At 52.2% G+C, this 25668-nt stretch carries 31 protein-coding genes, 1 tRNA gene and 2 rRNA genes (1 of these 34 running past the window's edge); 8 read left to right on the top strand and 26 right to left on the bottom strand.

What is annotated here, in order from left to right:
* The 3 genes from WJM78_RS21850 to WJM78_RS21840 form a co-directional block, all read left to right on the top strand.
* Window positions 1-2803 (top strand): 23S ribosomal RNA (locus WJM78_RS21850) (it extends 87 nt beyond the left edge of the window).
* A 122-nt stretch (window positions 2804-2925) separates the two neighbouring features.
* Window positions 2926-3040: ribosomal RNA gene (gene rrf, locus WJM78_RS21845) — 5S ribosomal RNA — on the top strand.
* A 98-nt stretch (window positions 3041-3138) separates the two neighbouring features.
* Window positions 3139-3215 (top strand) — tRNA-Asp (locus WJM78_RS21840).
* A 196-nt stretch (window positions 3216-3411) separates the two neighbouring features.
* Here the strand turns inward: WJM78_RS21840 and WJM78_RS21835 are convergent.
* From WJM78_RS21835 to WJM78_RS21725, 23 genes are all read right to left on the bottom strand, one after another.
* The gene (locus WJM78_RS21835; RefSeq protein ID WP_339012077.1) at window positions 3412-4080 is read right to left on the bottom strand and encodes a UPF0149 family protein; all 669 of its coding nucleotides are present in this window, start codon (window positions 4078-4080) and stop codon (window positions 3412-3414) included.
* A 50-nt stretch (window positions 4081-4130) separates the two neighbouring features.
* Window positions 4131-7262 (bottom strand): type I restriction endonuclease subunit R, encoded by a 3132-nt coding sequence (locus tag WJM78_RS21830; RefSeq protein ID WP_339012075.1) that lies wholly within the window; start codon window positions 7260-7262, stop codon window positions 4131-4133.
* On the bottom strand, window positions 7255-8454 hold the full coding sequence (locus WJM78_RS21825) for an anticodon nuclease (protein ID WP_339012072.1): 1200 nt from the start codon (window positions 8452-8454) through the stop codon (window positions 7255-7257). Before WJM78_RS21825 ends, WJM78_RS21830 begins: the two co-directional genes overlap by 8 nt.
* A 1-nt stretch (window position 8455) precedes the next feature.
* The gene (locus WJM78_RS21820; RefSeq protein ID WP_339012069.1) at window positions 8456-9754 is read right to left on the bottom strand and encodes a restriction endonuclease subunit S; all 1299 of its coding nucleotides are present in this window, start codon (window positions 9752-9754) and stop codon (window positions 8456-8458) included.
* Window positions 9751-11307 carry a type I restriction-modification system subunit M gene (locus WJM78_RS21815; RefSeq protein WP_339012067.1) on the bottom strand — a complete coding sequence of 519 codons (1557 nt, stop codon included), beginning with the start codon at window positions 11305-11307 and terminating at the stop codon, window positions 9751-9753. The genes WJM78_RS21820 and WJM78_RS21815 overlap by 4 nt, the downstream gene beginning before the upstream one ends.
* Window positions 11308-11466: 159 nt before the next feature.
* A complete protein-coding gene (locus WJM78_RS21810; protein WP_339012065.1) occupies window positions 11467-11847 on the bottom strand; it encodes a type IV toxin-antitoxin system YeeU family antitoxin in 381 nt (126 codons plus the stop codon).
* Between the two features lie 2 nt (window positions 11848-11849).
* On the bottom strand, window positions 11850-12164 hold the full coding sequence (locus WJM78_RS21805) for a hypothetical protein (RefSeq protein WP_339012062.1): 315 nt from the start codon (window positions 12162-12164) through the stop codon (window positions 11850-11852).
* 127 nt (window positions 12165-12291) lie between these two features.
* Entirely contained in the window at window positions 12292-12588 is a 297-nt protein-coding gene (locus WJM78_RS21800; RefSeq protein ID WP_339012059.1) for a hypothetical protein, read from the bottom strand.
* A gap of 30 nt (window positions 12589-12618) precedes the next feature.
* Window positions 12619-12960 carry a hypothetical protein gene (locus tag WJM78_RS21795; protein ID WP_339012056.1) on the bottom strand — a complete coding sequence of 114 codons (342 nt, stop codon included), beginning with the start codon at window positions 12958-12960 and terminating at the stop codon, window positions 12619-12621.
* Window position 12961: 1 nt separating this feature from the next.
* On the bottom strand, window positions 12962-13504 hold the full coding sequence (locus WJM78_RS21790; RefSeq protein WP_339012053.1) for a hypothetical protein: 543 nt from the start codon (window positions 13502-13504) through the stop codon (window positions 12962-12964).
* A gap of 69 nt (window positions 13505-13573) precedes the next feature.
* Complete coding sequence (locus WJM78_RS21785; RefSeq protein ID WP_182859900.1) at window positions 13574-13837, bottom strand: hypothetical protein; 264 nt, start codon at window positions 13835-13837, stop codon at window positions 13574-13576.
* 26 nt (window positions 13838-13863) lie between these two features.
* Window positions 13864-14226, bottom strand: coding sequence for a hypothetical protein (locus WJM78_RS21780; RefSeq protein WP_339012048.1), 363 nt, complete (start codon window positions 14224-14226; stop codon window positions 13864-13866).
* On the bottom strand, window positions 14223-14438 hold the full coding sequence (locus WJM78_RS21775; protein WP_339012046.1) for a hypothetical protein: 216 nt from the start codon (window positions 14436-14438) through the stop codon (window positions 14223-14225). Before WJM78_RS21775 ends, WJM78_RS21780 begins: the two co-directional genes overlap by 4 nt.
* Window positions 14438-14944 (bottom strand): hypothetical protein, encoded by a 507-nt coding sequence (locus WJM78_RS21770; RefSeq protein ID WP_339012043.1) that lies wholly within the window; start codon window positions 14942-14944, stop codon window positions 14438-14440. Before WJM78_RS21770 ends, WJM78_RS21775 begins: the two co-directional genes overlap by 1 nt.
* Before the next feature lie 73 nt (window positions 14945-15017).
* Window positions 15018-15386: a hypothetical protein gene (locus tag WJM78_RS21765; protein ID WP_339012040.1), complete on the bottom strand. Its 369-nt coding sequence runs from the start codon at window positions 15384-15386 to the stop codon at window positions 15018-15020.
* Between the two features lie 24 nt (window positions 15387-15410).
* The gene (locus WJM78_RS21760) at window positions 15411-15602 is read right to left on the bottom strand and encodes a hypothetical protein (RefSeq protein WP_339012037.1); all 192 of its coding nucleotides are present in this window, start codon (window positions 15600-15602) and stop codon (window positions 15411-15413) included.
* The gene (radC, locus tag WJM78_RS21755) at window positions 15599-16096 is read right to left on the bottom strand and encodes a RadC family protein (RefSeq protein ID WP_339012034.1); all 498 of its coding nucleotides are present in this window, start codon (window positions 16094-16096) and stop codon (window positions 15599-15601) included. The genes WJM78_RS21760 and radC overlap by 4 nt, the downstream gene beginning before the upstream one ends.
* A 90-nt stretch (window positions 16097-16186) precedes the next feature.
* Window positions 16187-16489, bottom strand: coding sequence for a hypothetical protein (locus WJM78_RS21750; RefSeq protein WP_339012031.1), 303 nt, complete (start codon window positions 16487-16489; stop codon window positions 16187-16189).
* Window positions 16464-16892: a hypothetical protein gene (locus WJM78_RS21745; RefSeq protein ID WP_339012028.1), complete on the bottom strand. Its 429-nt coding sequence runs from the start codon at window positions 16890-16892 to the stop codon at window positions 16464-16466. The genes WJM78_RS21750 and WJM78_RS21745 overlap by 26 nt, the downstream gene beginning before the upstream one ends.
* 10 nt (window positions 16893-16902) lie before the next feature.
* Window positions 16903-17328, bottom strand: coding sequence for a DUF2787 family protein (locus tag WJM78_RS21740; RefSeq protein WP_339012025.1), 426 nt, complete (start codon window positions 17326-17328; stop codon window positions 16903-16905).
* 63 nt (window positions 17329-17391) lie between these two features.
* Window positions 17392-17970 (bottom strand): lecithin retinol acyltransferase family protein, encoded by a 579-nt coding sequence (locus WJM78_RS21735; protein WP_339012022.1) that lies wholly within the window; start codon window positions 17968-17970, stop codon window positions 17392-17394.
* An 87-nt stretch (window positions 17971-18057) separates the two neighbouring features.
* The gene (locus tag WJM78_RS21730) at window positions 18058-18507 is read right to left on the bottom strand and encodes an IrmA family protein (RefSeq protein ID WP_339012019.1); all 450 of its coding nucleotides are present in this window, start codon (window positions 18505-18507) and stop codon (window positions 18058-18060) included.
* Window positions 18508-18515: 8 nt separating this feature from the next.
* On the bottom strand, window positions 18516-19328 hold the full coding sequence (locus tag WJM78_RS21725; RefSeq protein ID WP_339012016.1) for a hypothetical protein: 813 nt from the start codon (window positions 19326-19328) through the stop codon (window positions 18516-18518).
* 160 nt (window positions 19329-19488) lie between these two features.
* Between WJM78_RS21725 and WJM78_RS21720 the strand changes: the two genes are divergently transcribed.
* The gene (locus tag WJM78_RS21720) at window positions 19489-19836 is read left to right on the top strand and encodes a helix-turn-helix transcriptional regulator (RefSeq protein WP_339012014.1); all 348 of its coding nucleotides are present in this window, start codon (window positions 19489-19491) and stop codon (window positions 19834-19836) included.
* Between the two features lie 145 nt (window positions 19837-19981).
* Here WJM78_RS21720 and WJM78_RS21715 read toward each other — a convergent pair whose 3' ends face one another.
* From WJM78_RS21715 to WJM78_RS21705, 3 genes are all read right to left on the bottom strand, one after another.
* A complete protein-coding gene (locus tag WJM78_RS21715) occupies window positions 19982-20605 on the bottom strand; it encodes an inovirus Gp2 family protein (protein ID WP_339012011.1) in 624 nt (207 codons plus the stop codon).
* A gap of 861 nt (window positions 20606-21466) precedes the next feature.
* Window positions 21467-22225 carry a hypothetical protein gene (locus WJM78_RS21710; protein WP_339012008.1) on the bottom strand — a complete coding sequence of 253 codons (759 nt, stop codon included), beginning with the start codon at window positions 22223-22225 and terminating at the stop codon, window positions 21467-21469.
* 73 nt (window positions 22226-22298) lie between these two features.
* Window positions 22299-22469: a helix-turn-helix transcriptional regulator gene (locus WJM78_RS21705; protein WP_310015461.1), complete on the bottom strand. Its 171-nt coding sequence runs from the start codon at window positions 22467-22469 to the stop codon at window positions 22299-22301.
* A gap of 159 nt (window positions 22470-22628) precedes the next feature.
* Here WJM78_RS21705 and WJM78_RS21700 point away from each other — a divergent pair, with 159 nt between their 5' ends.
* From WJM78_RS21700 to hcp1, 4 genes are all read left to right on the top strand, one after another.
* The gene (locus tag WJM78_RS21700; RefSeq protein WP_310015429.1) at window positions 22629-23408 is read left to right on the top strand and encodes a hypothetical protein; all 780 of its coding nucleotides are present in this window, start codon (window positions 22629-22631) and stop codon (window positions 23406-23408) included.
* 121 nt (window positions 23409-23529) lie between these two features.
* Complete coding sequence (locus tag WJM78_RS21695; protein ID WP_339012000.1) at window positions 23530-23931, top strand: H-NS family nucleoid-associated regulatory protein; 402 nt, start codon at window positions 23530-23532, stop codon at window positions 23929-23931.
* Window positions 23932-24048: 117 nt separating this feature from the next.
* Window positions 24049-24849: a LuxR family transcriptional regulator gene (locus WJM78_RS21690; protein ID WP_339011998.1), complete on the top strand. Its 801-nt coding sequence runs from the start codon at window positions 24049-24051 to the stop codon at window positions 24847-24849.
* A 229-nt stretch (window positions 24850-25078) separates the two neighbouring features.
* Window positions 25079-25597, top strand: coding sequence for a type VI secretion system effector Hcp1 (hcp1, locus tag WJM78_RS21685; RefSeq protein ID WP_339011996.1), 519 nt, complete (start codon window positions 25079-25081; stop codon window positions 25595-25597).
* The last annotated feature ends 71 nt before the right edge of the window (window positions 25598-25668 follow it).

Below are 25668 nucleotides of genomic sequence, written 5' to 3'. Positions count from 1 at the left end.
GGTAAGAGACGCTATTACTCACAGATTTCCGAATGGGGAAACCCACCCAGCATAAGCTGGGTATCTATTACTGAATACATAGGTAATAGAGGCGAACCGGGAGAACTGAAACATCTAAGTACCCCGAGGAAAAGAAATCAACCGAGATTCCCTCAGTAGCGGCGAGCGAACGGGGATTAGCCCTTAAGTTTCTTGGAAGTTAGTGGAATGGTCCTGGAAAGGCCAGCGATACAGGGTGATAGCCCCGTACATGAAAACGACCTTGAAGTGAAATCGAGTAGGGCGGGACACGTGACATCCTGTCTGAATATGGGGGGACCATCCTCCAAGGCTAAATACTCCTGACTGACCGATAGTGAACCAGTACCGTGAGGGAAAGGCGAAAAGAACCCCTGTGAGGGGAGTGAAATAGAACCTGAAACCGTGTACGTACAAGCAGTGGGAGCCCTTCGGGGTGACTGCGTACCTTTTGTATAATGGGTCAGCGACTTACATTTTGTAGCGAGGTTAACCGTATAGGGGAGCCGTAGGGAAACCGAGTCTTAACTGGGCGTCTAGTTGCAAGGTGTAGACCCGAAACCGGGTGATCTAGCCATGGGCAGGTTGAAGGTTGAGTAACATCAACTGGAGGACCGAACCCACTAACGTTGCAAAGTTAGGGGATGACCTGTGGCTGGGGGTGAAAGGCCAATCAAACTCGGAGATAGCTGGTTCTCCCCGAAAGCTATTTAGGTAGCGCCTCGGACGAATACTACTGGGGGTAGAGCACTGTTTGGACTAGGGGGTCATCCCGACTTACCAACTCCATGCAAACTCCGAATACCAGTAAGTAATATCCGGGAGACACACGGCGGGTGCTAACGTCCGTCGTGAAGAGGGAAACAACCCAGACCGCCGGCTAAGGTCCCAAAGTTCTGGTTAAGTGGGAAACGATGTGGGAAGGCTCAGACAGCTAGGATGTTGGCTTAGAAGCAGCCATCATTTAAAGAAAGCGTAATAGCTCACTAGTCGAGTCGGCCTGCGCGGAAGATGTAACGGGGCTCAAACCAGGCACCGAAGCCGCGGATTCACACTTATGTGTGAGTGGTAGGGGAGCGTTCTGTAAGTCTGCGAAGGTGTATCGAGAGGTATGCTGGAGATATCAGAAGTGCGAATGCTGACGTAAGTAACGATAAAGGGGGTGAAAAGCCTCCTCGCCGGAAGACCAAGGGTTCCTGTCCAACGTTAATCGGGGCAGGGTGAGTCGACCCCTAAGGTGAGGCCGAAAGGCGTAATCGATGGGAAGCAGGTTAATATTCCTGCACGACTTGTAATTGCGATGGGGGGACGGAGAAGGCTAGGTGGGCCAGGCGACGGTTGTCCTGGTGAAAGTGCGTAGGTGGTGTTTCTAGGCAAATCCGGAGACACAACACTGAGACACGAGACGAAGCCACTACGGTGGTGAAGCCATTGATGCCCTGCTTCCAGGAAAAGCCTCTAAGCTTCAGATTACAAGTCATCGTACCCCAAACCGACACAGGTGGTCGGGTAGAGAATACCAAGGCGCTTGAGAGAACTCGGGTGAAGGAACTAGGCAAAATAGAACCGTAACTTCGGGAGAAGGTTCGCTCCTGACAGTGAAGTCCCTTGCGGATGGAGCAGTTGGGAGTCGCAGTGACCAGATGGCTGGGACTGTTTATCAAAAACACAGCACTCTGCAAACACGAAAGTGGACGTATAGGGTGTGACACCTGCCCGGTGCCGGAAGGTTAATTGATGGGGTTAGCGCAAGCGAAGCTCTTGATCGAAGCCCCGGTAAACGGCGGCCGTAACTATAACGGTCCTAAGGTAGCGAAATTCCTTGTCGGGTAAGTTCCGACCTGCACGAATGGTGTAACCATGGCCATGCTGTCTCCACCCGAGACTCAGTGAAATCGAATTCGCCGTGAAGATGCGGTGTACCCGCGGCTAGACGGAAAGACCCCGTGAACCTTTACTACAGCTTGGCACTGAACATTGAACCTACATGTGTAGGATAGGTGGGAGGCTTTGAAGGCGTGACGCCAGTTGCGCTGGAGCCGTCCTTGAAATACCACCCTTGTATGTTTGATGTTCTAACGCAGGGCCCTGAATCGGGCTCGCGGACAGTGCCTGGTGGGTAGTTTGACTGGGGCGGTCTCCTCCCAAAGAGTAACGGAGGAGCACGAAGGTTGGCTAATCCTGGTCGGACATCAGGAGGTTAGTGCAATGGCATAAGCCAGCTTAACTGCGAGACGGACAGGTCGAGCAGGTACGAAAGTAGGTCATAGTGATCCGGTGGTTCTGAATGGAAGGGCCATCGCTCAACGGATAAAAGGTACTCCGGGGATAACAGGCTGATACCGCCCAAGAGTTCATATCGACGGCGGTGTTTGGCACCTCGATGTCGGCTCATCACATCCTGGGGCTGAAGTCGGTCCCAAGGGTATGGCTGTTCGCCATTTAAAGTGGTACGCGAGCTGGGTTCAGAACGTCGTGAGACAGTTCGGTCCCTATCTGCCGTGGGCGTTGGATGATTGAAGGGAGTTGCTCCTAGTACGAGAGGACCGGAGTGAACGAACCTCTGGTGTTCGGGTTGTCACGCCAGTGGCACTGCCCGGTAGCTAAGTTCGGAATCGATAACCGCTGAAAGCATCTAAGCGGGAAGCGAGCCCTGAGATGAGTCATCCCTGACCCCTTGAGGGTCCTAAAGGGCCGTTGGAGACCACAACGTTGATAGGTGGGGTGTGTAAGCGCAGTGATGTGTTGAGCTAACCCATACTAATTACCCGTGAGGCTTAACCATACAACACCCAAGAAGTGTTCTGGGCCTTGTAGCGAATGAACGAACTACTTAAAAATTCAGTGATAGCGACAAGCCAATAGGCAACATCGTTATTCACGTCAGCTTTCTGGATTAAGAATTTGCTTGGCGGCCATAGCGCCGTGGAACCACCTGATCCCATGCCGAACTCAGAAGTGAAACGCGGTAGCGCCGATGGTAGTGTGGCATTCGCCATGCGAGAGTAGGACACTGCCAGGCACCCAATTAAACAGTGATGTGAAGAATCACGTCATTGGCCGAGAGGATGACACCTCTGATAATCGGCAGAAGATTTAGCGAAAAGCTAACCAAATAGCGGAGCGGTAGTTCAGTTGGTTAGAATACCGGCCTGTCACGCCGGGGGTCGCGGGTTCGAGTCCCGTCCGCTCCGCCACTATATAAGCCCAAGTGATTGAATCGCTTGGGCTTTTTTCTTGCCTAAAAATTGGGTATGCCACGCAGTGTGCCACAGAGCCTTGGCTGCCCTTCTCCTCGATAGCATCTCTTTGGACAGGTCATCGTCATTACTCCTTCAGTTTAACCAAAGCCAGAGAGGGCCTGTGGCCCTCTCTGGCTATCTATTTTGTTGGTCAGTGCAAACAGCACTGCTTGTACTTCTTGCCGCTGCCACAGGGGCACGGCTCGTTGCGGCCAATCTTGATGGGTGCCACCACTGGTTGAGAACGTTCCGCTCGCTCGCCACGTTGTGCCAGAAAGTAGGCATGTAGAATACGTGCGGCAAAGCGGGCCTTGGTTGCTTGCTCTTGCAGATGCTCATTGCTGAGAGCTTCCAGCGATGTAGGCATGGTCTTCAGCGGTTCACTTATCATCGCCAGTGCCGCAGCTTCTGGGGCCGGTAGCGTGGGCCATGGCGCCAGCTCAAGACCTCCCAGATAACCACCACACCAGTCGTGGATCAGAGGAACCCACTCACCGTGTCGCTCAAACTCCGGTGCAACTGGGAAATAGTCTTCTGTCGCATAGGTCAAGGTGGTCGCAATGTCGTTGCTGTGGCGCATCACCAGGTCGATAAAACGTTCCAGTTCGGCTTCGCTTTGCCACTCGGGTTGATCCTGCTCACCACCCCAGATCGCGTGGAGCCAGGTGCTCGGCATAATGAGGTGGGGGCCAGAGACCACTGCCGTCAAAAAGCCATCGAGCATCGACATCGAGGCTATGCTGTTCTCACTGCCGTAGTGCTCAAGCAGCGCCTCCAGCTCATCGAACTCTTCATCACTCAAGATTTCAAACGGTTGCATTTTTACCAACTCCAGTAATCCATCCGTTTTGGCATGGAGTAGTATATTGACTAAATGTCACCACCCACCCCTTTGAATTTCTCGACAAAAGCAGCGACCTTCTGGAAAACGCTCTGTTTTTTGGTCAGATACTGCGGGTTTAGCGGGCTCATCTTGGGCAGGAGTGAATTGAGTTCGGTGCCGTTTTCGCTGGCGAATTCACGCTTGAGCGAGGTGCTGATATAGCGCTTTGCCGCTTCCTCATTCAGATTTTCAGAGCTGATCAGCTCATCGGCTTCTCGTCGTTGCTCGGCCTGAGCAAAGGCGTAGAAAGCTTCGATGACGCTGGCGGCATCACCAATCTGGTCCAAGTCGGTTTGATTGATAAAATCGACCAGCAGGCTCTCCTTGGCTCGATTGCCAAGGCTTGCACGGATCAGGCGGCGCACTTCGTCTACCAGCTCAGCTTTGCTTCTGGTTTTCTTGTTGTGTTCATAAATCAGCTCAAGTATGTAGTCGAGGTTGATCTCCTGGGATTTGAGCAGATCCACCTCAAAGACGATGTCATCCCAATCGATGGTGGATTTGTCTTTTTCCTCTGCTGATTTTTGCCGACGCTGCCAATCTCGGATGTCATTGTAAGTAGAACGGTAGTCCTGGATCGTGCGTTCGGCTGGCAGGCGAATGGTCTGCAACTCGGCCAGCTTTGCATCATCCAGATAGTGTTCGGCTTTAAATGCTTCGACCGCTTCAGAATCTCCCATATCTACGTTTTGCAGGGCCTTCAGGCTGGCGAACTCGTCATAGTTTTGCAGCAGGTTCTCAACGCGCAGATACTCGCCAAAGAGTTTCGCGAACGCTTTTTTGTCGGCCTCTTTCTCAATGGCCGCAGGATCAGGAAAGCGCTGTTCCAGCTCGCTCACCACATCCATAAAGCCGCGCCGTGCTTGACCGGTTACGAGATCGGTAAAGCCTTCCATGTACTCCTTGTAGCTCTTTTCCAACACCACGTTCTTGGTGTTGTTATCACCGAACAGGGTGATGGCGTCGATGGTCGCCTGCTCCAGGTCGCGGAAGGTGACGATATTGCCGAAGGTTTTGGTGGCGTCAAAAATACGGTTAGTGCGCGAGTAAGCCTGCATCAGCCCGTGGTAGCGTAGATTCTTGTCTACAAACAGCGTGTTCAGAGTGGGGGCATCAAAGCCGGTCAGGAACATGCCCACAACGATCAGTAGATCGATCTCCTTGGCCTTTACCTGTTTGGCCAAGTCACGGTAATAGTTCTGAAAAGCATTGCTGTCCACACTGAAATTGGTCTTAAACAACGCGTTATAGTCTGCGATAGCCGTGTTTAAAAACTCTTTGGCACTGCTATTCATGGCAGAGACATCAAAGCTCTCATCCTCAATGTCACCCACAGCATCCTGCTCTTCATTGGCAGCAAACGAGAAGATTGTGGCCACTTTTAGCGGTTTTGTGCTCTTTTGCTGCAACACCTTGAATGATTCGTAGTAGAGCTTGGCCGCCTCCACACTGCTCACCGTAAACATGGCATTAAAGCCCTTGGCGTTCGCTTGCAGGCGATGGGTCTTTTGCCGGAAGTTGTTCAGGATGTACTGGGTGATCTCACGAATGCGCTCCGGATGTAGCAAGGCCTGCTTGTTTTCCGCCGCGCTTAGCTTCTTCTCGTCTTTCTCTGTTTCGATGGCTTTGAACTGCGGTCTAACATCGTTGTAGTCCACCTTGAACTTGAGCACTTTTTCATCGCGAATGGCATCGGTGATAACATAAGAGTGCAACTCGCGGCCAAACACACTGGCGGTGGTGTCTGCACCAAGTGCGTTCCCTTTGCGGATTAATTGACCATCCACAATGTCATCCCCAATGATTGGAGTGCCAGTAAAGCCAAACTGATAGAATTTCTTGAATTTCTTCTTCAGGTTTTTCTGAGCTTCGCCAAACTGGCTACGATGGCACTCATCGAAAATAAAGACCACCTGCTTGCCGTAAATCGGCAAGTCAGCTTCGCTCTTCATCAAATTGTTGAGCTTCTGGATGGTGGTGACGATGATCTTGTTGTCATCCTTGTCCAGATTGCGCTTTAGGCCCGCTGTGCTGTCCGAACCATTGACACTATCGGGTGAAAAGCGTTGGTACTCCCTCATGGTCTGGTAATCCAGATCCTTGCGATCCACTACGAAGAATACCTTATCGATAAACTCCAGCTCGGTCGCTAAACGCGCCGCTTTAAAGCTGGTTAGGGTTTTGCCAGATCCAGTGGTATGCCAGATATAGCCACCGCCATCGATACTGCACCACTGTTTGGCTTGATATGCACTGTTGATCTTCCACATAATGCGCTCGGTGGCGGCAATCTGGTAAGGGCGCATCACCAGCAAGGTGTTGCTGACGTCGAACACCGAGTAACGCAGCAATACATTTAGCAGCGTGTGTTTCTGAAAGAAGGTTGCAGTAAAGTCTTTCAGATCTTTGATAAGCGTGTTGTCTGACTTCGCCCAGTTCATGGTGAAGTCGAAGCTATTTTTATTGCGTGTCGTGGTATTGGAAAAATAGCGACTATCGGTGCCGTTGGAGATGACAAACAGCTGCAAATATTTGAACAAAGAGTGCTCACTATTGAAGCTTTCCTTGCTGTAGCGGTGGACCTGATTAAAAGCTTCGCGGATCGCCACACCACGTTTTTTAAGCTCGATCTGTACCAGTGGCAGCCCGTTCACCAGAATCGTTACATCATACCGATTGGCATGGCTGCCGGTTTGTTCAAACTGCTTAATCACCTGTACCTTGTTACGGATGATGTTATTCTTATCCAGCAGATATATATTTTTAATTCGACCATCATCAAAGACGAAGTCATGTATATAGTCATCGTGGAGCTTGCGGGTCTTATCAACGATGCTGTCGCTGGGCTTATCGAGGAAGGTCTCAACAAAACGCTGCCATTCGCCATCAAGAAACGCTACGTTATTGAGCGTTTGCAGCTGTTCGCGCACATTGGCGAGCATGGTCGCAGGGTTATTCAGGGTGGGCAGGAGCTCATAACCTTGATTGACCAAATCCTCAATCAGCTCGCGTTCCAGATCACTTTCGCTCTGATAGCTTTCAGCAACCGACCATTCCTTAGTGTATTTATCCAGCACGATAAATTTGTTGGTTTCTGCGATGGTTTTATAATCAGCCATTTTGATGCTCCTGCTGCCAGTAGCCATAGTTGCTCTTCAAATGCTCGAGCAACAACTTGACAATCGCTTTCTCAGCTCGCGTTGGCTCTGCAACGGTTTCGTTCGATAGTGTGTTGTGGCTTGTGAAATTAATTATTCTGCTTAGATAAAGTTGCTTGTCATCCGGCAGGAGTTCTGACCATTTGGGGTAACCCAAAAAGCTGGCTGTTTTCTCGTAGAGGTTTCGCAGCAAGGTGAAATGAAACCGTTCAACCTTGTTGTCCGCAATCGCCTGCTCAATGACCTGCTTCAGGTGCAAATGGTAGGAAAAGCTCTTGTTGGAATCGCCCTGTTTTTCCGTGAGGGCAAAGCTGCCGTCTTCAAACCGCTCCAGCATGTAGCAGGCCTTACCGTTCAGTTCATTGAAAAGCACGTTGTAGAACAGCGGGCTGTGCGTCGAGACGATGAACCTCAGATTGGATTTGCTTGATTTGATCAGGCTGGCCAGATTAACTGCCAGCTCAATCAAATGGTTTTCATCGAGAGAGCTGACGGGGTCGTCAATGAACACATACTCCAGCTGGTCAAAGGCGCTGGTCTCGCGCTCACTCGGCTCGGCAACATTGAGAATTGTCACCACCTGATCCAGCAGGGTGTAGAAAACACTCCAGATGAAATTGCTCTCTTCGCCTTTGGAAAGCTTGATATGCGGGGAAGGCTCTTCATTACCGCGGTCAAGAGAGAAGGTGACTTCGTCAAAGTCGGCGCTAAAATGCGGCGTGAGCTTGTCGTTCGCATAACGCTGGAAATAATGAACGATATTTCCATCCTGCCCCAGATCCTTGAGTAGCGTCAGCAGCCAGCTGGTGTAAGCATTGGGTTGGAGCTTCAGCTTGTACTCGGCATCACCCGCCAAGTCGTTATCCCAATAGAACAGGTCTTCGGTGAAGGCGTTGTAATAGAGAATCTTGTTGCGTGATAACTCGGGCGCGTCGGCTTCCCCATCGCCCTCTTCGCCATTGGCTTTGGGCGCAATCAGTTGCTTGAACTCCCGAGACAGGCGCGTTTTGCCTGTGCCGTTGAAGGCATAGATCAATTGAACCTTCGGCACAGGTTTGACTTCGTCAACTTCCTTAGTCTTCTCAGGGACAGTTTTTCTGACTGTCTTTGGCGTGCTCAGTTGCAGAGCAATTTCGGTCAGCGTCTTGCCCATGTTATGCCTCTACTGTTTCCGGCTTGGGGAAGTTCAGCAGCAGATCACGGTAATGCACGTACTGTTTCTGGCGCAGCTCGATCTCGCGGGGCAGCCCCTCGGTGAGGGAAGTCGTCAGGGCATCGAATTTGTCGAGGATGGCAACGATGCGCGCTTGTTCTGCAAGCGATTCTTCAGGGTCGTTCGGGACAGGAACAGGGATTTTTACTTCTTTTTTTACACCCTCGATCAGCAGGCGCTTCACCTTTCCACTGGACACATATTTCGTTTTCTGGGCATTGAAAGAGGCTGTTTGCATCGCATAGGAAATGTACTTGGGGTTCATGGAGTGGCGAAAAGCATAGCTATCGTCGTGGATAGCGACCTTATGAGTACCCATCCACGCAACAGCCTTGCCCACATCTTCAACGGTTTCGCCAACACCAGCCAATATCACGTCACCCGGCTCAGCGTACCGCAAGGAGTTAGCCATTTCCTCACGCACTTGGGAAAAAACCTTGTCTGTAAAAACGCCATATCGCGTGTATATCTCGCCGTAATGGATAACGTCTATGCCATCGTCCACATAGTCGGCCTTAGTAAATCGCTTCCCACGAATGAACTCGCCAATCTCCCCAAGAGGCTTCCACTCCACGTCTCCGTCTTCGAAACTCAACAACTGGTCGCGATAGTGGTTGTATTGCTTTTTACGGGCGGTAAGCTCGTTGGTAAGCTCGTTGGTAAGCTCAGTGATGGAGTCTAGTATGCGGACTATTTCGGCCTGGATTTCCAGCGATTTTATGGGATTATCTGGGCAGATAATGGGGATTTTAATTTTGCGAAAGCGCTCTTTTGATATATTAAATCGCGTAACGCCACTCGCTGTTTTTTTAATTTCAGTTCGCATGAAATCACAGCGAAACAAATGCTTTGCAAACTGCGGCGTTATGCAAATATCCATCTTAAATCTGATGCCAAACGAAAAACTGTTTAAGTAGACAGGGGAATCCAAGTAAGTCGTAACTGCCGATGACATGCCGGCTTCATCCGCAGTTTCAGATGAACTAGTAAACAAAATATCACCGTACTTAACGCAGTGCTGATTTTCGGACTCGGAAACCTTAACAGGCTCGAGCAAGTCCAAGTTTACCGCAAAGTTGGAAAAAATATTTTTATAAGTGATGTACTTTGCATTGCCGCCATCAAAGTCGGATTTGCTCTTTCCAGTGAGACCGCCGTAAATATCGGCCACGTCTCCCAACGGCTTCCATTCCACAGCTACCCCATTCAGCAGCTTTTCCAAAAAACTCACGCAGTTCATGCCCCCAGCTCCTTGTCTTCGATCTCTGCGACGATGGCGTCAATATCTTTGCGTAGTTGGTCAATTTTAGACACGGTGACTTTCAGCTCGCTATTGAGCTGGGTGATGTCCACCACCTCACGGTTGTCTTTCACTTCCACATAGCTGCTAACCGATAGGTTGTAATCGTTGGCGGCTACCTGATCCAAGGACACCGATTTGGCGAAGTGTTCGATATGGGCCTTGCTGTCGAACACCGCCATGATTTGTTCGATGTGCGCATCCAATAACACGTTGTTATTGGTTTCTCTCTTGAACAGGCCGCTGGCGTCGATGAACTGGGTCATCATGTCTTTCTTGTTTTTTGCCAGCACCAGAATATTCACCGCGATGGTGGTGCCGTAGAACAGATTGGGTGCCAGCGAGATTACGGTCTCCACATAGTTGTAATCCACCAGATATTTCCGGATCTTTTGCTCGGCCCCGCTACGGTAGAAGATGCCGGGGAAGCAGACGATGGCGGCGCGGCCTTTGGCGGAGAGGTAGCTGAGTGCGTGCAGCACAAAAGCAAAGTCGGCTTTGGATTTAGGGGCGAGCACGCCAGCCGGTGCAAAGCGGTCATCGTTGATCAGGGTCGGGTCATCCGAGCCTATCCACTTCACTGAATAGGGCGGGTTGGAAACGATGGCATCGAACGGCTTGTCGTCGCCAAAGTGAGGTTCGCGCAGTGTATCGCCGAGTTGGATGTTGAACTTGTCGTAGTTAATGTTGTGCAAGAACATGTTCATCCGCGCCAGGTTGTAGGTGGTGTGGTTGAGCTCTTGCCCAAAGAAACCATCTTCGATGATGTGGGCATCAAAGTGCTTTTTGGCTTGTAAGAGCAGTGAGCCTGAGCCACAAGCCGGGTCGTAAATTTTGTTGACGCTACTCTGGCCATGCATGGCAAGCTGGGCGATCAGCTTGGAGACATGCTGGGGGGTGAAGAACTCGCCACCAGATTTACCGGCGTTGGCGGCATAGTTGGAGATAAGGTACTCGTAGGCATCGCCGAAGAGATCAATATGACTCTCTTCAAAGTCACCGAAATTGAGTTCGGCTACCCCCTTAAGCACCGCTGCCAGACGGGTGTTTTTATCTTTTACCGTATTACCCAAGCGGTTGCTAGTTGTATCAAAGTCGGCGAACAACCCTTTGATGTCTCGCTCTGACGGGTAACCGCTAGCCGATGTTTCAATGTCGGCAAAGATATTCGCAAGATCGGTATTGAGGCTTTCGCTGCTATTGGCATTTTTGGCCACATTGACGAAGAGATCGCTGGGGCGGATAAAGTAACCCTTGGTCTTGATGGCATCCTCTTTGATTTCCGGCGTGATCACGCTATCGGGTAGTGCGGCATAGTTTACGCTGTCATCACCACCTTCGATGTAGTTGGCAAAGTTCTCGCTGATGAAGCGGTAGAACAGGGCACCCAGTACATACTGCTTAAAATCCCACCCATCGACAGCACCCCGAACCTCGTTGGCAATGGCCCAGATCTGACGTTGCAGGGCGGCGCGTTGTTGAATGCTTGTCATGCTGTGATTCCTGTGTGTCGCCTCGTAAGTTAGGAGGCGGAACTTTCTAATGAAATGATGTGCATGATACCGGAAAAATGACCCACATTCAGGTAACTGGCGCCATCTGGTTAACATCTAAAAATGGGGGGAAGGCTGGGCAAGCAGCCTTCCCCCTTCCTAAAGAGTGATGGCCGGGTAAAGCACCACATAGACATAGCCGTGACTGCCAAGGCTATCGGCTTCACAGGTGAAACCTGCGTGCTGGATGGTGATACGCTGCTGGCGTTGGGCATCCAGCTCACCGGTCAGCAGCTTGGTTTCCAGCGCCTTGATGATCTCCGGGAAAGCCTGGTCGAGCTTGTCTATCTGTGCCTCGCACCACTCACCGATAAGGCTGGCTCGGTCGGAAAGAAAATCGAGCCGGTAGCGGCTCTGTATCAGACGAGCCCCAAAGCGCGGCGTCACGGTATGGGGCAAGCCCCACTGCGCAAAAATCCGAGTGGGCTGGTCTGGCGCTACGGGTTGTTGGTCATTGGTGTGGGTGGTTGTCGTGGTCATGATTAGCGATACCTCAGTTGAATGTTGATGCGGGTGCCGGGCACGTTGTGGCGCTGGCGTAGTCTGGCTAGGTGCTCAGGGAGGTCTGTCAGGCTTGCCAGTCGCCCTCGGTAAAGCCGGGAGAGATTGATGTAGTCGGGATGGCTCACGGTGATGGTCACCTGATGCCCCTGCTGCCAGCGGCTAAACAGGCATGCTTTGGCGTCCTTGATGCTGGTAATGCCGGGCGCCGGTAACGTCTGCCGGTTGCGCAAATGCAGTTTGTTGAGTTCGGGAGCATAGCGATGCACCTCGAGCCCGGTGATAAGACGGGTCATGGAAAATTACTCCAATGATGCAAAGGGCCAGCCTGTGAGGGCTGGCCCTTTATGCTGTTTGTGGATGAGCGGGGCTGGCTTGTTGTGGCTGTTGAGCGCTGTCGGGTCTCGGTGACGGGCACAGTGGCTAGCCGTTGTAAAACAGGATGTAGTTCACGCCTGCCTGCTGGGCGGCAGTGAGCAAGGGCTGCAGCGCTGGCGGGATGGCATCGAGCTCCATGGCCAGGTTCAAGGTGTACTCATAGGCGGAGTCATCCTTCACTCCGACATGTTCATGGGAGGCCATACGCTTGATCCATTGCCATTCAGGCACCAGGTCTGCGTCATCGTAATCGCCAATGATTGAGCTCATGGCGACATCCAGCATCTGCATCACCGGATGGCCTGCCAATGGGTTCGTTGTTGCAGGTAGGGTGTTGGTCATTGCATCGTTCCTTGTTGTCTTGGCTGTGCGTTACATCTGATTGATAACCGGTTTGCAATTGAGCCGATCTAGCAGGTGTAGCGAACCGTATTGGGCCACCAGTCGGTCTATGGCCATCAGTGCACAGGTCGTTCTGCTGGGCTTATTCTCAGGTATTGCGTAACGAGCAGTGAGCCAGCCGCCGAGCAGTGCGATGCGATAGCCGCTCGGGATGTGGGTGAGCGAGGTGCCGATGCCCCTCCCATGAATGAGGAAGGGCACGGCCTGGCCGCCGATGTCGATATCCATGCGTTGCCCCTTGAGCTCAAAACTGGTGAGTTCACCGGTCTGCGGGTGTTTGCCCGGTACTTTGATAGTGATGTGTTTGGCCATCTCACACCTCCGGCTTGGTTTCAAAATGGTGGGTCACAACGCCAGCCTCTGGGTCGATACTGATAAACGCCGGGGCCTGCGGGTGGTACTGATAGAGCCGCGCCAATTCAGCGCGAAACGCCTCGACGTTCGGCGCAATCACATGGTTGGTATCCCCCTCTGCATAGGTAAAGGTCTCGCGCTTCTCTGTGTTAATCCAGATGCCGAAATACCAGGCGTCCTCCTCGGTGTCGTACTGCTGCCAGCCTTGGGCCAGCAGTGCTCTGTCGTAGTAGTAGCGGTCTGCCTGATGGCTACCCCGGTCGATGCGGCAGCCGGTTACGGTGAGCTCGAGTTGGATACGCCCCGCCTTGTGAGCCTTCTTGACTCGGCGCAGCAGCTTGAGCGCCTTGGCTCTGCTGCGTTGATTACCGAGCGGATGCTGCTGTGTGGCCCGCAAGGCCAGATGGGTCATTATCTTCGGCGCGGTGTTGTGGTTGAGCTGACCGATGGCAGTGGTGAGCTGCCGAGCGGTCAGGGTCTTGTAATCACGCAGGTCGTGCATGGGTGGGTTCCTTAAAATGCAAACAGCCCCTCGGTGTGAGGGGCTGCATGAGGTTGTGGGGAGGATTGTCTACAGCGATTGCTTGAGGCGGTTGATGTCTCGCTGATAGCGACGGCGGTGGCTGTGCCAAATCACCCGCTCGGCGGCAGCCTCCAGCAGTGCCGTGGTCACTGTGCGAGGCAAAACCAGATTTGCCCCGTCCCAGTTATCCAGGTCCAACACGCCGGAACGCACTAGGTTAGCCAGCTGTACATCGAGCCTTTGGGTCAGCTCCAGTGCAATGAACTCCTCGATATGTGCTCGGAGACTGGCGATAGCAGCCTCTGGGGCCATTGGTGATGCCGTGGGCGTTGTCATGGTCACGTGTGGCTGCTCCAATCCGGCACGTCGTTGCTGCCATGGTTGACGTAAGCCCCGACTATCACCCGTTGCCACTCGCCGACCGGCTGACCCGCAGCATTACAGGCACAGCGAAAGCGGGCGAAGTTAATCTCTCGTGGCAGGTGCTCACGCATATCCCGTGGACTGACAAAGAGCGTGGTTTTGTGCAGTACAGGGTTGGGGGCGACCAGTGGGCCGCCAATACGTCTCCCCTCCACATCGTGGGCATAGGCAAAGCCCGGCAGCATCAACTGCTGATTGATGAGTTTGGCAAGTGCTGGATGGGCACACATGGCCTCCGCCACGGCGGCCTGGCTAAAGCTGTCATTGAACGTAATCATTGTTGTTTCTCCATTTCCTCCGGTGAACGGTAAGCCGTTGCCAGCAGCGCAAACTGTTCGACCAGATAACTGATACTGATGCCCAGTTCATCGCTGACCCCATCTCCTAGACGGTGATGCAGGTGTGCCATGTCATTGGCGATACGTTGGGCTATATGGGCGGTTGAGCTCGGTGGTGAACCCGTCACCGTCAGGGTGATGGATAGACCCATCACATCTCCCCCCAAGGTGCTTGCTCCCACAGTGACAGCCGGGTCAGCACGTCTTGTGCGAGAGCCTGTTGCAACTGCTGTATCACCTTAACCAGCCGTGGTGCCTGCACTGGGCTCCCGGTCCATTCGTTCGACTGGTACAGGGCGCAGCAGGTGAATTTGTATAGGGCTACCAGTTCGGCATCGGTGAGTGGTGCTTGATGGTAACTATGGGCAGGTTTAAGCGGACTCAGCTTGGTCGAGCGGTGCTGACGTGGTTCCTTGTGGTCCTGCTGACGCCCCCGCTGATAGCGATGCCAGACTGCACGGCGGTTGGCGAGCATCATCAACCGTGCTAACCGGTCAACCCGCCACGTCCAGGTACTGGTCGTGTCTGCTGGCGGTATCCACCAGAGGGTGCGCAGTAACTCAAGGGTGTAGTGCGGTGGCATCGGGGCATTGCAAAATCGGTGCAACTGCACGGCAAAGGCAAGGTAATCCTGGCGGTCAATCATGAAAGCAGACATGGGGGTGACTCCTTGAAATGAACAAGGCCACCTGCAGTGAGGTGGCCCTGTGGGTTGTGTCGGCATATCCAGATCATGGTGTTGGACCAGATGATCCGGGTTTGGGGATGTTGGCGGGCTCTGCGTCTGGGTGAGCCAGAGCGAACAGGATGGCGTAGAGCATGGAATCAATGCCGTTGACGGCATCGTGGTACGGGTAATAGGGCGGCGTGTCTCTGGAGCGTTCGAAGTAGTCGCCAAAACAGCTGAGACACTCGCGTATCTCGATGGTGGAGCCTTGCAGCAAAGCCTCTTCAAACTCCTTGGTGTAGGCCCTGTCGTCACTAGCCTTGGTAACCGCCTTATCCAACAACGCCTGCGCCCCTTCGTTGCTGGCGGCTGCCAGGCCATCGCGCAGCTTGCCCAGGGTTTCTTCCAGGGAATAGGGGTTAGGTAATCGCACGGTGTTTGTCCCTTTTTGGCCTGATTAGTGCCGCAACTGATGCAACAGCGCATCAATGGCTTCGACACAGTCGGCCTGGGTGAGTTGGTAACCGTTGGGCAGGTGAGCGACGATAGCGGGCGCTGCCTGCATCTGGACGTTGTCTGCAAGCCAGCCACGCAGTTCGAGCAGGATATCGAGGGCGGTGAGATGTGCTTTACCTGGGATAAGGTTCATAGCAGGCCTCGCTCGGTCAGCGAGACTACGCCTTCTGCGCCGACTACCAGATGGTCGAGCAACCGGACATCGACCAGGGCCAAGGCCTCTTTGAGAGCCTGGGTAAAGACCCGGTCTGAGTGGCTGGGTTCTGGGTCACCGCTGGGGTGATTGTGCACCGCGATGATGGCCCCACTGTTGAGCAGTATGGCCCGCTTGACCACTTCCCGTGGGTAGATGCTGGCGCTGTCCAAGGTGCCACGAAACAGCTCCTCAAAGGCCAGTACGCGATGTTGGGAGTCGAGGAACAGTGCACCAAACACTTCATGCTCCCGGTCCTGCAGCAGGGTTTGCAGCCGCTCAGCGGCCTCTGTGGTACTGGTGATGGCGGAGCCTTTGGCAAGACGCTTGCGAGCAATCTGATTGGCGATACGTAGCAGGTCTTGCTCGGTCACCGGCTCAGTGACGACATAGGTGCCGGGGCATTCCCCGGCTTTGAGTTTGTGGTAACGCATGTGGGGTTCTCCAAATAAACAAAACCCCGGCACGCATGAAGCATGTCGGGGTCAAAGGTAGAGAGGTTGTTGGTTCACTGTGAGGGGTGTTCAGTTGGCCGTGGTGGTGACGCCTTCCCTGGCGGTAGGTTCCTGCTTCACCGGCATTAGTGGTTCGGGGACCTGCACGGTGAGCGGGATAGCGAGCGCAACGCTCAGCCGTTCCGCCAGTTTATAGGCTGGACCAATGGTGTCGCTGTCTGCCACCCAAGTGGCCAGCGCCAGTCCGCTGGCTTCCACGGCCCGCAGGTAGACGCTGTAGCCGTGCACGGTCAGGCCACTGTCACGCACCACCTGCGTCTCGCCATCTCGATTAATCGCTTCCAGCTCAACGGCTATCGGTTGTTTTGGCATCTTTCGCCTCCTCTTGAGGTAAGGGGTCACTCTCCACACGGTAGCCGTGGTGGATGCAGGTACGCTGCAGGTCACTCAGAAAGCTCCCCAGCACACGGGGCTGCTCAGTGAGTGGCACCGGTCCAGCCTGACAGTGCCAGAAACAGCGACGTTTTGGGTCCACACAGATTTCATCCACGGGCTGGCTCATGGCGTGCCAGTCCTCGGCATTGGTAAGGGAGAGCAGCTGCCACTGCACGCCAGACCAACGCAAATGCAGCGTGACGGTGCGGGCATTTGGGCTATCGGGAGTCAGGTGCAGCAACCAGCTATCGCCCTGGCGAGCTGGCTGTAGCTTGGTCTTGGCCGCAACCAGTCCCAGCCACTGGCGTGAGTAGTGGGAGAGCGGCAGTTCGTTAGTCATCACACACCTCCTAATCCCCGCTGACCGTGACGGTAAAATACCCCAGCTGGCCATAGGCGATGAAATTGCTCTGCCACAGGGCAAACAGTTCCCGCGCTTCCACGCCGGGCAGTGGCCCCCAGCCTTGCAGATAGTGCTCGTCACAGGAGAGGTTGAAGTCGAGCTCCTTGCAGAGCTCAGCATCCTGGCCCAGCCCCTGATAACTGAAGTCGGTGATGTAATCGAAGACCCAGCCGTGTAATCCCCGAATAAGTCGCAGCTCTACCGGATGGACGCCACCCGTTTCGGCACTGTAGCCGGGGCTGCGAAAGTTGAAGGTCAGTTGAGTCAGACGCTCCTGGTCGAGGCCTGTATTGGCGACCTCCTGATTGAGTAGCGCAAGTAATGCTTGGGCAACGGGCAGGGCAAAGCCGTCCCGGAAAAAGGGAATGGTCATGGTGTTTCCTCGTGGAACTCAAAGAGAGAGGGGGGTCACCTCTCGTCCAGACCGGGGGATGACTCAGTCGTTGAGCCAATCCCAGAGTTTGCTGATGCCATAGGCAGCGACGGCGCCCACGGCAAGGGGGGCTAACAGCGGGGCTGAAACAATACCGGTCACCGACACTACCGTTGCTGCGGCGCCACTACCGCCAGCAGTCGTGGCCAGCGTGCTGGCAGCAAGCCCTGCCGTTGCACTTGTGGCCGCTTTACCCAGCGTATGGCGAGCCACTTCGGCTGCCACCACCGTTGCTACAGCGGTCTGCAGCAGCTTGGGGGGGTGCTGAACCCCTTCAATGCACCAGGTGACAAACCGCTCGCTGCTAGCAAACGGTTGGCCTTGCTCACCTTCACTCAGTCGGGCGTAGGCCCGTGTCAGGCTTTCCTCTCGGCTGAAAAGGCGTTGGGTATGGGGCTTGACCTCAATGGTGCAGTGTTGGCTGAATTCAGCCAGGGAGGTCAGCGCCAGTTGGCCTGAGTGCTCTCCGGCAAGGGATGGTAGACAGTGAATGACCTGGTCATGGCCAACAAAGAGTCCGTGGTGGTGGCTTTCAGGCTGTGGCGCAATCAGGTGATCGCCAATAATGAAATGTCGTGTCATGGGATGATGATCCTCATCAAGAGTTGGAAATGAAAAAGGGCGTCACCATCACGGTGACGCCCTTTGGCTTTGTTTTTGCTGAGCGGGCTACTTGTTGCCCACGGTGATCTTCAGTGGTTGATGAAACTCAGGGGTGAAGGTCGAAACTGGCAGTCGGGTGACTTCGTTGTGAGCGAGCACCTCGGTCGCCTGAATGATGGCGATGGACTTGGCCTGCTCTACCTGTCCGCAGTCAACCTCCGTAAAGCCACCGCCATAGCGAGTGGTGGAGCTCCCGCCGAACGATTCAACCTCCAGAGTTGATTCGGCCAGCGCTTTGCCCTTCTTGTCATTGAATTGCAGCGTGATGTACAGCCGACCAAACTCATCGGCCCCACCGCTATCGAGGGAGAAGTGGTAGGCGCAGACGCCCTGGTTGGCGTAGACGGTGTCAGTGTGCTGGATAGCTAGATAGCGCTGATCTTCTGCATGGCTGACGGTTGTACAGAACAGTGCGGCAACAACGGTAGTCAATAGCGTGTTCTTGATAGTTATCATTTGGTTGATTACCCCCGGTAATATTCACACGGTGTCTGAAGCTGAACGGGCTTCATCTTCCATATCGCGACGGCAGTCTCGTCTTTATAAGCTGTGACTTTGGATGCGGCCAAGAGGGTGCTGACAAGGTCAGTCCATTGCGCCTGATTGGTTACCTTCGCGGAGAGACGCTTGCCATCGACCTCAATGGCATCGACAAATTGGCTACCTTTGCCATTGGTGTGTACCAGGCTTGAGGTGGAGCGCCCATCTGAGGTTTCAAATTTACGAGAGCACTGAAGCGTTAACAGATTCACGCCTTGGAATAGGTCGTACTGGGTGCCTTGGTTACTCATTTTCCATTCGGCATGTCCTACAGGCTCTTCAATCGACACAGGTTGTTTTTTTGCGTTCTCTTCTGCCTTTTTCCAGGATGCAACCTTACCCTCCTTACGTTCTTCCAAGTACATCCAGGTATCCAGTGGATAACGCTTGATGAGCCGGTCACCGACCATGACATCGACGTTGTTCAGCCGATTGTAGGTATTGACCTCGATACTGGCTGAGGGGCTGCAGGTACCGGTATCGAGCTTTTTAAAGCTGCGGCTGGCGTGTTCAGCAACGAACAGGTCACCGATGGCACAGCCCGTTTGGGAGCGGTTATTGACCAGGGCGACATAGTTGCGGTTTTTGTAGAGCGGCTCACAGGTGCTTTTGTTGTTGCATGACTGAGCCAGCGTGATGCCATCACTGTCTTGATAGGACCAGATGTCATTGGGGCTGCTTGCCATGGCGCTCGGTGCAGTGAGTGCCAGGGTGAGCAATGGAACGAGTTGTTTCATGAGAACTCCTGTTGCTTAGTTAATCGTGGGAAGGGGTAACACTATGTCGAGCTGGCAGGTAAAAAATGCCTAGTAACAACCTGTAGGGTCGATGTTCGCCTTTTGAGGTTCTTCATGTCAACGGGTCCACCCCCAACCATAAGGGTTGATGGGAGGACTTATGACAGATATCAACGTTGGACAGTTAGCCAAGAGCGTAGGTAAGGCGATTGGGCGTCAGCGCAACCGGGCAGGGTTTACCCAGGAGCAGGTGGCTGAGCACCTCAATATCGGGATGGAAGCGGTCTCGCGGATGGAGCGGGGCATTGTGGTGCCGACTGTAGTGCGGCTAGCGGAGCTTGCTCAGCTGTTTGGTTGTGAGCTGGCGGACTTTCTGCGTGAGACCAGCAACAGGCCCACTGAACAGGGCATTGTGCTGAGTAAGCAATTGGCCCGGCTCGATGATGCTGATCGGGCTTTGTTACTGGACACAGTCGAGCGGTTGGTTAATCGCTTAGCCAAAGGTTAAATCACCGATCTCCCTGAGAGCGGTCCATGTTTTCATGGAAGACATCGCGGTGAGATAAATAGTAAAAGGGACTGCTCTGTGCAGTCCCTTGGGTAGGTTCACTACAGTAAAATATATCTGTAATTACGTGTAATCGATGTGGTGATTAAATATGACTGCATCCGAAGCTACGATACCCATCATTAAAGGATTTGCTTTTGGCTTTGGTCATGTAATGGACTCGGTTCATGAAACCAGCCGGATAAATGCCTCGATCTACGGCCTGCTTAAGGAGGGCGTATTTCCCGTTGGTGGGGTAGTGGACTAAGTAATGCCCCTCTTCAGGAGACAGGCTTAATGCGCTGCACCACGCTGTTGTTATCATGGTTCTGAGGGTGCTGTTTTCAATGTTGTAATCTCCGAGATGGAAGAAGGCATCTTTGTTTAGCAGCAAGAGGATGTGAAAGTGACGCTTCCCTGTTTGGCTGAATTCACGCACCCAGGCATAACGGAGAGTGTTGGGATAAACCCGTTTACCTGCTTTGGCTCGTCGTCGTTGGTGGGATGCTATTTTGGAATTTAGAGAGTTAATGAAGCTATTCATGACACACCCTTGGTTATTGTGAAGGCGCGTCATCATATCTCCATGGTTTATAATGGCTGGGTCATGTAAATCAACCCGCAGCACTAAGGTTCTCGGATGCGTTACGAGAGCTGCGCGGATAAGGTCAATAATGCGGGTGTAGTAGTCGAGGATATGGGGGCCAAAGATGGTTTGATAGTATTTCATGTTGTTAATTCCTATATGGATTCATGTTTTCAGGTGCGAGCGTGTACGTTCCCCTTGAGGGGAATAGATGCTGCGGGTATCGTTATTTTTCTAATGTTCCCCTTACAGGGGCTGAGCGTTACAGAGTGATATGTCCTCCTTCATGAATATATTCTTAATCCGATAGCTCCCCTAAGAGGGACTGACGTTATCCTGGTCTCGCAGATTAATAATCGGCTATCACCGTGTTTATGTTGTCTGGTAGTTTTTCATGGCTGATACCCTACGCCTAGGGGCGTGCTAGCTAGCAGACCATGGGTTGTCTGTGTAAATAGAAGATGGTTTATCTGTTTGCGGTATCTGTAGTCTATAATGTGCCGCTACCCATGACTGAGGTCATGGTGTGATATAATTCCCTCATTATGGTTGATGTAATGTCATGTAGGGTCATTGATACAATACGTATATAATAACTATCCAACAGAATTGTTCCCCTCAAAGCTAGGCATGACATAGGGTTGATAGTTAAATATCACTCATTAATTAGTGGTTGAATATTTCAATCACGCATCTAGACCAATATCGTTTAACCGTCGAAATACTGATGTTCAGTGCGATTGCTGTATTCGCTTGTGTCATGCCTAAGAGCCGACATTGTTGGATAGCATTAGCAAAGTGACTGCCCTTGGGCCTTCCGGGTTTACATTGATGTCCCTCGCTCATCGGTCTATCATGCCTCTCAAGAGTGAATGGAACAGGGTTGTGCTACCGATAAAGCAGAGGCCAACGGGTTATGCAATGTGTCAATTCTGCTTACAAATAGTGTCATTAACCCTCCTTTTCGCCTATAAATTGAACAACGCCATTTCTGTGCCTATCCCCTCACGTTATGACTTCCAGCCCGAAGAGATTGATGATGATGGCTTTATCCATCGTCAGTTTTTGTTTTTTTACGTCGGTCGCCTTTATTACGGGCGTCATAATCACCATGTCATCAACGTAGTAGATCGGTATCCAGCAAACACAAGGGGCAGATATTGTTACCTGATGCTTCTTTAGTGCTTCTGTGAGCCCATGTGCGATGACATCAAGCATGGGCAATGGCGTCGAGTTTGCAAAATCAAAGAAATAACCATCATATTCCGATTGATTGATAAGCAGCGTGTTTGATAGCCCTCCAGCTTTCTGAAATTTGTGAGACACTCGTCTGTCGGTATAGATAAAAATGGCTTTTTCAACGTTCATTTTGCTGACAATGTTTTCAAGCATTTCCTTGATATAGGTTATTTCATCTTGCTCCATACTGGCTTTGGCTTTCTGATGTTCATGGAGCCGGTAGTCGATAATATTTCTGGGGTGTCGAATTTTCATCATCCATAGCTGATGGAAATGTTCTTCTGCGCTGATTGAAAATTGTTGTTTTGGCAGCAAGCAGTCTTGCTGCCCCAGCACATTCGTTAATTCATGCTCAAGGTTGTTTGCAGCATTGTAATGTTCGTTGATACATTTCAGTCTCGGCACTAATGCGTTCAGCAGGCTTGAAATAACTGCCGAGCGAGAAAGTTTTTTGGCTCGGCAATAATTATCTATCTCGCAAATAGTCGAATCTCTATCTGCTTGAAACGTGATACGTTTAGGCATATATCATCCTTTTGGTGTTACAATAATCTGATGCAGGTATAGCTGAGATAATTCCAATGCGAAGAGAAGATGTTTATCCGCGATTCAATATCCACTCATCGAGTTCAGATTCAATCCAACCCACGGACTGTTTGCCTAAGCGCCTAGGACGAGGCAAGGTCGGGTCGTATCGGGGGGAGTTGGGGTTGAGCCAGTCATAAACGGTTGAGCGCGCAACGCCTATTTTTTCTTCGACGGCGGGCATTCGTAATACCTTAACTCTGGGTTGTGTAGCCATGGTTTGCGTTCCTCTTGGTCGGTTGACTTTCGACGAGGTCAAGATTAGCGTTTTCACTTGGCATCGAAAATACGCGTGCTAACCAACAAATTTTACGTACACCAAAAAACTATAAGCGATTGATTTATGGCTACATTTTTATTTGATATATTGACTGCCGAGTACGAAGAACGTCTAAACGACCTGAGAGTGCTCTGCGTTCATGCAGAGTGGGCTCAGAGCAAGGTATGGTTGGCGCCAACAGATATACTGCAGACGCGTTACTCTGTTGATGAGCTGATGGATAAAATACAGCTGACCATTAACTGGATGACGATCGATAACGTGGAAAAAATTGCGGGTCTTGAGTTTGTCACCGAATGTGCTCGCGGTAATAAAAAGGATTTTCCCTCACGGGTATCAGAATATAGCAACATCGCTGCACTTTATTATCTGTGGAGTGAGAGGCTTAAAGAGACACAGCCAGAAGAAGCATGTAAGGCTCTCTTGGGAGCAATACGTGTACTGATGAAGTTGATAGGTTTACTAGAAGCGCTCGAGATTGCCCATATCCAAGAAAAGCGTGAAGAAAAGAAAATGGTGGCGAGGGAGAAGGGAGGGAAGGTAAAAAATGAACGCTATGATAGCGTGAAGCAAGAGGTTGTCAGGCTATTGCAAGCTGAGGGCGCTGGGAGATATGAAACGAAGCAAACGGCAGCAGAAGCGATATCTGAGGCGGTTTGGCTTTTCTGTGATCACTTGACGGCGGAAATTAAAGCCGAGAACCTTAAATTGCCAACCTTTCAACAGACCAGAAAGGTGCCTGGATTGAAAAAAGACAATCTCATCAGGCAGATGCTAGATTGGTCTCGTAAGGACGAGAGCGTGTCTGAGGCATTCAAGTTAGTTACGAATGCTAAAAAATAATGGTACTAATTCTATTTAGATATCTTGTTTTTATCACAAAGCACAGTAACAGCCTAAAAGGCAACCTATTGCTGCGATAGTTTTTTTTTCGTGTATTGATGTGATGGATTGAGGAAAAGCGATGAGCGAATTTCTAAAAGTGTTGTTGAATGTGCGTAGTCTGCGGGCCGCACTACGCGAGCTATCTCTGGACCAACTCAAAGAAGCCCATGAGAAAATCGAGCTGATTTATCTGGAGCGGTTGGAGGTGGCGGAGAAAGAACAAGCAGCCCAAGCTGAGCACCAGCAAAAGCTGGCTGAGTTCCAAGCGATGTTGGCTCAAGCTGGTATTGACCCCACTGAGTTGGTTGGCTGCGCCCCGGCAGCAGCGACTGCAGCTAAAGTTAAACGAGCGCCACGTCCCCCGAAATACCGTTATGTTGAAAATGGCGTAGAGAAAACTTGGACCGGTCAGGGCCGCACGCCCAAGTTCCTGGCTGAGCAGCTGGAGCAAGGCCGTCAACTTGACGAGTTCCTCATCTGAACATATTGGGCCGCATCAACGCTCGATGCGGCCTTATCTATCATTAGCTGGTGATAGATTGCGCCATCTGAGATTGTTGGTAATATTTAGTACGTTTATCGCTTATAAGCTGAATGCTTGACCACTACCCCGCTTCATTTCCTCAATACTGCCGACGCACTGACGCTCATCACCCAGTTCGATACGGCAACTGACGAGCACACCATCGTCACGCTGTTGCGCACCCTCTGCCAGCAGATGGGTTTTAACCATTTTCGGCTGGGATTCATTTTTCCAAGTTCTATCCAACGCCCCGAGGTGCGCATCTTTAATGGCTGTCCAGCCGAGTGGGTGCAGACCTATGACGCGCAGCGCTTCTTTGCGGTAGACCCAGTAGTGCGCAAAGGGATGACTCAGAGTACGCCTATCCTGTGGGCCAACCTCATCACCGAATGTTGCGACCGACAGGATACTGACGGGCTTGAGGTAATGCTGCAGGCTCATGAGGCCGGATTGCGCGATGGCATCACCTTCCCCTGGCATGGGGCCAACGGTCATGTGGGGTTGCTCTCACTTATTACCCGAACACCCCGTACTGAGCACCAGTGGCTGGCGGCCACGCCCTTTTTGAGCTGGCTGTCGGTGCACATCTTTGAGGCGGTCGTGCGGGTCTGCTTGTCCGATATACCCCCTCGGGATGCGCTGAGTCTGCGGGAGCTGGAGGTCTGCCAGTGGGCGGCAGAAGGGAAGCAGGTGAGCGATATTGCCCAGATATTGGGCATCACCCCTAGAACGGTGACCTTTCACCTGGAGCGTATTGCCGAGAAGCTGGGAGCCAGCAATAAAAGCCAGGCGATATCCTGGGCGCTCAAGCAGGGGCTGGTACGGCTCAATATCGATGCTGCGTTAGTGGGGAACGTTGATGAGGATGGTCAATAATTCTGACTGGCGCAATTTATTGCCCACCTATTAGGTTAAATCACTACCTGAGCAATATTTGCTGAGATATGTACGCCGTTTGAGCGAAGATTTGCTCAGGGTTGTGCGGTTGAGGCTATGGATTGGTGGTAAGTGATTGATAAATAATGAAACGAAAAGTTGGCATGGTCACTGCTAAGGGTTTGGTCGAGTGCTAGCTCATTTAACCCACCTATTTAGGAGCATACCCATGCCAACTCCATGTTATATCAGCATCGAAGGTAAAACCCAGGGCAACATCACCGCTGGTGCCTTCACCTCTGACTCCGTCGGTAACATCTTCGTACAAGGTCACGAAGATGAGATGCTGGTACAAGAGTTCCAGCACGTTGTCACCGTGCCGACTGACCCGCAATCCGGTCAGCCTGCTGGTCAGCGTGTCCACAAGCCGTTCAAGTTCACCGTTGCGCTGAACAAAGCTGTGCCGCTGATGTACAACTCCCTGGCTTCCGGCGAGATGCTGCCGAAAGTGACCCTGAAGTGGTATCGCACCTCTGTTGAGGGCAAGCAGGAGCACTTCTTCTCTACCGCGCTGACCGATGCCACCATCGTTGACATCGACTGCCAGATGCCGCACTGCCAAGACCCGGCGAAATCCGACTTCACCCAGCTTATCCAGGTCTCTCTGGCTTACCGCAAGATTGACTGGGAGCACACCGTTGCCGGTACCTCTGGTGCTGATGACTGGCGCGCCCCTATCGAGGCATAAGCTTGACGTTCTGATTTCGTTATTTCCTGTATTAGGTTTCGTATCTTGTGGCCGGTGTGCACCGGCCTTTA

It is taken from the genome of Aeromonas popoffii, from assembly GCF_037818705.1.
In the GTDB taxonomy this organism is placed as follows: domain Bacteria; phylum Pseudomonadota; class Gammaproteobacteria; order Enterobacterales; family Aeromonadaceae; genus Aeromonas; species Aeromonas popoffii.
Note: the sequence above shows the minus strand (reverse complement) of the source record. Positions and strands in the feature narration are given on the sequence as shown.